General features: G+C 68.3%; 8 protein-coding genes. All 8 read right to left on the reverse strand.

Annotated features, from left to right (window positions below):
- Nucleotides 1–497: FAD binding domain-containing protein (locus tag ACFDTC_RS01795; RefSeq protein ID WP_375257183.1), on the reverse strand; the 497-nt coding region annotated here is incomplete at its 3' end.
- Complete coding sequence (locus ACFDTC_RS01800; protein WP_375257150.1) at nt 494–1,000, reverse strand: 2Fe-2S iron-sulfur cluster-binding protein; 507 nt, start codon at nt 998–1,000, stop codon at nt 494–496. The genes ACFDTC_RS01795 and ACFDTC_RS01800, both read right to left, overlap by 4 nt.
- Before the next feature lie 144 nt (nt 1,001–1,144).
- The gene (locus ACFDTC_RS01805) at nt 1,145–2,548 is read right to left on the reverse strand and encodes a TRAP transporter large permease (RefSeq protein WP_375257151.1); all 1,404 of its coding nucleotides are present in this window, start codon (nt 2,546–2,548) and stop codon (nt 1,145–1,147) included.
- Nucleotides 2,548–3,177 (reverse strand): TRAP transporter small permease subunit, encoded by a 630-nt coding sequence (locus ACFDTC_RS01810; protein WP_375257152.1) that lies wholly within the window; start codon nt 3,175–3,177, stop codon nt 2,548–2,550. Before ACFDTC_RS01810 ends, ACFDTC_RS01805 begins: the two co-directional genes overlap by 1 nt.
- 112 nt (nt 3,178–3,289) lie before the next feature.
- Complete coding sequence (dctP, locus tag ACFDTC_RS01815) at nt 3,290–4,297, reverse strand: TRAP transporter substrate-binding protein DctP (protein WP_375257153.1); 1,008 nt, start codon at nt 4,295–4,297, stop codon at nt 3,290–3,292.
- A 143-nt stretch (nt 4,298–4,440) separates the two neighbouring features.
- Nucleotides 4,441–5,202, reverse strand: a complete 762-nt coding sequence (locus ACFDTC_RS01820; RefSeq protein ID WP_375257154.1) for an SDR family NAD(P)-dependent oxidoreductase — start codon at nt 5,200–5,202, stop codon at nt 4,441–4,443.
- Nucleotides 5,203–5,271: 69 nt separating this feature from the next.
- Nucleotides 5,272–6,582, reverse strand: coding sequence for a TRAP transporter large permease (locus ACFDTC_RS01825; protein ID WP_375257155.1), 1,311 nt, complete (start codon nt 6,580–6,582; stop codon nt 5,272–5,274).
- On the reverse strand, nt 6,579–6,887 hold a 309-nt coding region (locus ACFDTC_RS01830; RefSeq protein ID WP_375257156.1), incomplete at its 5' end, for a TRAP transporter small permease subunit. The genes ACFDTC_RS01825 and ACFDTC_RS01830, both read right to left, overlap by 4 nt.

Raw genomic sequence — 6,887 nt, forward strand, 5'->3', positions numbered from 1 at the left:
AGCACGCGCAGGCCCACGGCCATGTCGGACGGGTGCGCGGCCAGACACGCCTCGGACGTGCCGAACACTGCCAGCATGCTCCCCGCGCCGCCCTGCGCGGCGCAGCCGGCACCCGGCTCGCGCTTGTTGCAGGCCATGGCGGGGTCATAGAAATACGGGCAGCGCGTGCGCTGCAGCAGGTTGCCGCCGGTGGTCGCCTTGTTGCGGATCTGCCCCGAGGCGCCGGCCAGAATGGCGCGCGCCAGCACCGGGTAACCCGCGCGGATGCGCCGGTCGGCGGCAAGGTCGGTGTTGTTGACCAGCGCGCCGATGCGCAGACCGTCGCCGTCGGCCTCGATCCGGTCGAGTCCGGGGATGCGGTTGATGTCCACCAGCGTGTCGGGAACCTCGACCTGCAGCTTCATCAGGTCCAGCAGGTTGGTGCCGCCGGCGATGATGCGGCCGCCATCGGCGACCGTCTCCAAGCTTTCGGCGCGGCGATAATCGAAAGGTCTCATTCCGCCGCCTCCGCCGCGCGGGCGATGGCCGCGCGGATCATCGGGTAGGCCGAGCAGCGGCAGAGGTTGCCGCTCATCCGCTCGGCGAGTTCCTCGTCGCTCATGCCGTCGATGTCGCCCAGCGAGGACGAGACATGCGAGGGGTCGCCCCGGCCGATCTCTTCCAGCATCGCGCTGGCCGACATGATCTGACCCGAGGTGCAGAAGCCGCACTGGAACCCGTCGCAGGCCTGAAAGCTCGCCTGCATGGTGCCCGGCGCGTCGGGCGTGCCGAGGCCCTCGATGGTGGTGATCTCGTCGCCGTCGTGCATCGCCGCCAGCGTCAGGCAGGAATTCACCCGGCGGCCGTTCACGTGCACCGTGCAGGCGCCGCATTGACCGTGGTCGCAGCCCTTCTTGGTGCCGGTCAGGCCGATCTGGTCGCGTATCGCGTCGAGCAGGCTTACCCGCTCGTCATGGCTCAGGTCATGGCGTACGCCATTGACGGTCAGTGTCGTGCGCATGGAAGCTCCGTCCCGCTGGTGCAAGGCGGCCCCGCCCCACGGGGACCGTGAGGAATACGTGCGCGACAGGATATTGTTCCCGCCCGACATGCGCCGCCGGGGGAACAGGCCCCGCGCCGGACCGGATGGCCGGCGCGGGGCGACTCACATCGCCATGGACGGCAACCACAGGACGATCGCCGGGAACGCCACCAGAAGCCCGATGGTGATCGCGTCGGCGACGAAGAACGGCGTCACGCCGCGGAACACGTCCTGGACCGAGATGTCGGGCTGCACGCCCGCGACGACGAAGCAGTTGAGGCCGATGGGCGGCGTGATCAGACAGAACTCGGCCATCTTCACGACCAGGATCCCGAACCAGACCGCACACATCGGCCCCGACATGCCGAAGGCGCTGTCCTCGGCGGTCACCATAAGGCCCCCGTTCAGTGCCATGACCGCCGGGTAGACCACCGGCAGCGTCAGCAGCAGCATCCCGATCGCGTCCATGAACATACCCAGCACGGCATAGGCCAGCAGGATGCAGATCAGGATCAGCATGGGCGAATAGGGCAGCCCGCTGATCCAGTCCGCGAAGGCCGAGGGCAGGTCCGCGAAGCCCAGGAAGCGCACGTAGATCAGCACGCCCCAGATGATCGCGAAGATCATGATCGACAGCTTGGCGGTCTCGACCAGCGCGTCGCGCAGCTCGGGCAGGCGCATGCCGTGCCACAGAGCCATGAGGAACACGAGGAAGGCGCCGATCGCGCCGCCCTCGGTCGGCGTGCCCCAGGCGTCGCCGCCGAACGGGTTGTAGACGAAGAAGATGATGATCACGACGACCGCCACGATCGGCAGCGCCGGCGGCAGCGAGACGAAGCGTTCGCGCCACGTGAAGCCGCCCACCGGCGGGCCGAAGCCCTTGATGGTCAGCGCGAGGATGATGATCAGCGCGGCGTAGACCAGCGCCGAGAAGACGCCGGGGATGAAGCCCGCCAGCAGCAGCCGGCCCACGTCCTGCTCGACGATGATGGCGTAGATCACCAGGATCGCCGAGGGCGGGATCAGCGAGGCGAGCGTGCCGCCCGCGGCCACGACGCCCGCGGCGAACCGCTTGTCGTAGCCGACCTTCAGCATCTCGGGGATGGCGATCCGCGCGAACACGGCCGCGGTGGCGACCGAGGCGCCCGACACCGCAGCGAAGCCCGCGGTGGCGAAGACTGTCGACACCGCCAGCCCGCCCGGCACCCAGGCGATCCAGCGCTTGGCGGCCTCGAACAGGGCACGGGTGAGGCCCGCGTAATAGGCGAGGTAGCCGATCAGGATGAAGGTGGGGATCAGGCTCAGCGCCTGGCTGGCCACCTTGCCGTGGGGGACCTGCCCCGCGGTCTTGACCGCGACGCCGAGCGCCCAGCCGAAACGTTCGGGATCATATCCCGAGCGGTCCCAGAAGATCCACACGAGGCCGACCAGACCGGCGAGCGCCGCGGCGAAGGCCACGCGCATGCCGAGGACGACCATGACCAGCAGGCCGCCGGTGACCCAAAGTCCGATTTCGGTGGATTCCATCAGTCGTGCCCCCGCACCTGTTCGGCCTCGGCGGCCGCGACCTCTGCGGCCGATTGCACCAGCGGCACGGCCACCGGTTCCTGCAGCCCCAGGACGAAGGCCCGACCGTAGCCCCAAAGTTGCAGCACCAGCCGCACGCACAGCACCGAGAACGCCACCGGCACGACCAGTTTGGCGGGCCACAGCGGCAGGTTGATGTCGATCGAGCTGTCACGCGAGCACAGCGGCCGCGAGCAGTCGAAGCTGCGGTCGAAATGCGCCCAGGTGCCCCAGACCAGCAGGATCATCAGCACCAGGACGCCCAGCGTGGTGATGAACTCGGCCGCCCAGAGCGCGCGACCCTTCAGCGCCCCCACGACGATGTCCATGCGGATGTGTCCGCCCAGTCGCTGCACGTAGGATATGCCGAAGATCGCGATCAGCGGCATCGCCGCCTCGATCCAGTCGACGTAGCCGCGCAGCGGTTCGTTGAACAGGTTGCGCCCCGACACCGACACCACCGCCAACACCATCAACGCGAAGGCGCCCAGCCCCGACACCAGCGCCATGCTCCATTCCGCTTTCGCCAGCCCCCGGTCCAACCGGCTGAGCAGGCTGTCATCCTCGAGAACCGATGCTGCCCCCGCCATGTGCGCCCCCCGTCACATGTTTCCGTCCAAGACTCGCATGCCCGGCCCGCTGGGCGGACCGGCCGTCGAGCCGTGACGGTCCCCGGAGCATGCCCCGGGGACCGGCCAAGCCTCAGTTGCTGGCGCGGTGCTCTTCCAGCGTCTCGAAGACGAGGTCGTAGAGCTCCTGCGCAGGCAGACCCTGCGCGCTCATGTCCTCGATCCAGGCCTGGTGGATCGGATCGCCGGCCACCCGCTTGAACTCGGCCAGCTGCTCGTCCGAGATCATGACCTTCTCGACGCCCTTCTCTTCCAGCACCTCGTCCCAGCGCTGCAGCAGCTGGGCGTAGTTCTCGAGGTAGTAGTCGATCGACTCGTCGACGCTTTCGTCGAAGATCGCCTTGTGCTCGTCCGACAGCATCTCGTAGGCGTCGATGTTGACGACGATCGGGCAGTTGACCGTGCCGGGGTTCAGGTTCGCGGTCCACCAGTCGGCGCGGTTGATCGTGCCGAAGGACAGGTGCGCGTGCTGCGCGAAGGCGACCGTGTCGACGACGCCCGATTCCATCGCCTGGTACGCTTCCGAGGACGTGACCGAGGTCGGCACGCCGCCCACGGCGCTGAACGCCTCGCCCAAGCCCCCGGTGGCGCGCACGCGCATGCCGTCGAACTCGGCCAGTTCGTCGCGCGGCTCGCCCGTGCCCACGAGGTTGTACTGCGGCATCGGCGAGGTCATCACCATCTTGGCGTTCCACTGCGCCATCTCGTCGGCCACCGCCGGGTGGTCGTAGATCGCGTGGCTGACGGCGACCTCCTCCTCGAGGTTCGACACGCCCAGGAACGGCAGTTCCAGCACGGTGATCGCGCGGTTCTTGTCGGGGTGGTAGCCGGCGCAGAACTGCGCCATCTCGAACGCCCCGATCGAGATCCCGTCGAGGTTCTCGGTGTTGTTGGACAGGCCGCCGTAGCTGATGTTCATGGTGAAGTCGCCGCCCGACTTTTCCTCGACCAGCTCGGCCAGCTTGTGCACGTGCTCGGTGAAGGCGCGGCGCGAGCCCCAGACCGACACGTTCCACTCGGTGGCAAGCGCTTCGCCCGCGAAGGTGACCGCGATCGCGGTCGTCAGAAGTTTCGCCGTCATCGACGTCATTTTACGTCCTCCCAGTTGTTGTTCTGCGACGGTTCGTTCCGTCTTGAGCCCTGAACCCTACGGAAACGACGCCGGGACGCAAGCCTTCTTCCGGTCGGCTGCGACCGGGTGCCGGCGTCGCGGCTCGCCCTGCCCTAGCGCTGCGGCAGCCGGACGGCCGCGTCGAGGCGGATCACGGTGCCGTTGAGATACGCGTTCTCGACGATCTGGCAGACCATCTGCGCGTATTCGCCCGGCTCGCCCAGGCGGTGCGGAAACGGGATGTTGGCGACGATCCCGGCGGTGGTCTCCTCGGGCAGGCCCTGCATCATCGGCGTGTCGAACAGCCCCGGCGCGATGGCCATGACGCGGATGCCCAGCTTGGCCATGTCGCGTGCGGCCGGCAGGCACAACGACGCGATGCCGCCCTTGGATGCCGCATAGGCAGCCTGCCCGATCTGCCCGTCTTGATAGGCGACCGAGGCGGTGTTGACCACGACGCCGCGCTCGCCGCCCTCCAGCGGCTCGAGCTCGGACATCGCGCGGGCGGCGTGCGACATCACGGTGTAGGTCCCGATCAGGTTGACGCGGATCGTGCGCTCGAAAAGGTCGACGGCCAGCTTGCCCTCGCGGCCGACGACCCGCGCGGCACCCGCCACGCCCGCGCAGTTCACCGCGATGCGCGGGGCGCCCAGCCGCTCGACCACCTGCGCCACCGCCGCCTCGACCGAGGCCGCGTCGCCCACGTCGGCCTGCACCGCGATCCCGCCGATCTCATCGGCCATGCGCGCGGCACCCTCGCCGTCGAAATCCAGCACCGCCACGCGCGCGCCCTCGGCCGCCAACCGCTTCGCCGTCGCAGCCCCCAGCCCGCTCGCCGCGCCGGTCACCAGCGCCACCTGTCCCTCGATGCGCATGCCGCGCCCTCCTTCTTCAGCTTGAAAATACCCCAGGGGCGCGGGGGCAGTGCCCCCGCCTGCCCGTCCCTAAAGCAGGAACAGCGTGATCGACGGGAACGCCACCAGGATCGCCACCCGCACGATGTCCGATCCCACGTAATACATCACCGCGCGGTAGGTCGACGCGATCGGCGTCGTGGGGTCCATCGCGTTGATCACGAACAAGTTCATGCCCACCGGCGGCGTGATCAGCCCGACCTCGACCACGATCAGCACCAGGATGCCGAACCAGATCGCCACATGCTCGGCCGACATGCCGAAATCCAGCACCGAGATCACCGGGTAGAAGATCGGCACGGTCAGCAGGATCATCGACAGGCTGTCCATGACGCAGCCGAAGACGAGGTAGAGCGCGAGGATCACGCACAGCACCAGCACCGGGGCGAGGCCAAGCTCGACCACCCAGGTCGCCAGCTCCTGCGGCACCTGCGTCAGCGCGAGGAACCCGTTGTAGAAGGCCGCACCCAGCACGATGAAGAAGATCATCGCGGTCGACCGCGCGGTGTCGGAGAAGCTTTCGAGCAGCGTGGCCCTGGTCAGCCCGCCGTTCAGAAACGCGATCAGGCCCGTGCCGAACGCGCCCACCGCCGCGCCCTCGGTCGGGGTGAAGATACCGCCGTAGATGCCGCCCACCACCGCGATGAACACCAGCAGTACCGGCCAGACGTCGAGCAGCCGGCGCCAACGGTCGGCCATGGGAACCGCTTCGCGCACGCCCGCGGCACCGGGGTTGCGGCGCACGTAGATCTGAACCGCGATCATGTAGCCGATCGCCGCCAGCACGCCCGGCACGAAGGCCGCGAGGAACAGCTTGGCGATGTTCTGCTCGGTCAGGATCGCGTAGATCACCAAAACGACCGAAGGCGGGATCAGGATTCCCAGCGTGCCCCCCGCCGCCAGCGTCGCGGTGGAAAAGCCACCCTCGTAGCCATAGCGCTTCAGTTCCGGCAGGGCGACGCGGCTCATCGTGGCCGCCGTGGCAAGACTCGACCCGCAGATCGCGCCGAAGCCGGCGCAGGACCCGATCGCCGCCATCGCGACGCCGCCGCGGCGGTGCCCCAGAAAGCCCTCGGCCGCGCGGAACAGCGCCTGGCTCATGCCCCCGAGCGTCGCGAAGTAACCCATCAGCAGGAACATCGGCACGATCGACAGCGAGTAGCTGGAGAACGTCGTGTAGGCCTCGGTCTTCATCCGCGCGAGCGCCATGTTGGTGCTGCCGGTGACCATCGTCAGTCCGACGAAGCCGGTGACGAACATCGCAAGCCCGATGGGCACACGCAGGAAGATCAGCGCCAGCAGCGCCGGAAAGGACCAGATTCCGATCTCGAGCGTGCTCATGCCGGGCGCCCCGCCGCACCGATGACCGCGTGGCCGGTGGTGGCCTCGTAAAGCCGCAGCAGCGCCATGTAGACGCCCGCCGCGGCGGCCGCGGCAGCGCCCGCGAGGCTGGCGGCATAGGACCACCAGATCGGGAATTGCAGCAGCATCGTGGTCTGGCCGGATTGCATGTTGCGTTCGAGCGCCGCGTAAAGCTGCACCGCGATCGTCACCAGGACCACGGCGAACAGCGTCTCTGTCAGGAAGATCAGCCCGCGCTTGGCGCGCATCGGCAGCGCGTCGGTGAACACGTCGACCGAGGCATG

It is taken from the genome of Citreimonas sp., from assembly GCF_042096055.1.
GTDB lineage: Bacteria > Pseudomonadota > Alphaproteobacteria > Rhodobacterales > Rhodobacteraceae > Citreimonas.

Coding starts and splice junctions, on each gene's coding strand:
- ACFDTC_RS01800 (WP_375257150.1), bottom strand. CDS start 1,000: ATGCGCACGACACTGACCGTCAATGGCGTACGCCATGACCTGAGCCAT.
- ACFDTC_RS01805 (WP_375257151.1), bottom strand. CDS start 2,548: ATGGAATCCACCGAAATCGGACTTTGGGTCACCGGCGGCCTGCTGGTC.
- ACFDTC_RS01810 (WP_375257152.1), bottom strand. CDS start 3,177: ATGGCGGGGGCAGCATCGGTTCTCGAGGATGACAGCCTGCTCAGCCGG.
- dctP (WP_375257153.1), bottom strand. CDS start 4,297: ATGACGGCGAAACTTCTGACGACCGCGATCGCGGTCACCTTCGCGGGC.
- ACFDTC_RS01820 (WP_375257154.1), bottom strand. CDS start 5,202: ATGCGCATCGAGGGACAGGTGGCGCTGGTGACCGGCGCGGCGAGCGGG.
- ACFDTC_RS01825 (WP_375257155.1), bottom strand. CDS start 6,582: ATGAGCACGCTCGAGATCGGAATCTGGTCCTTTCCGGCGCTGCTGGCG.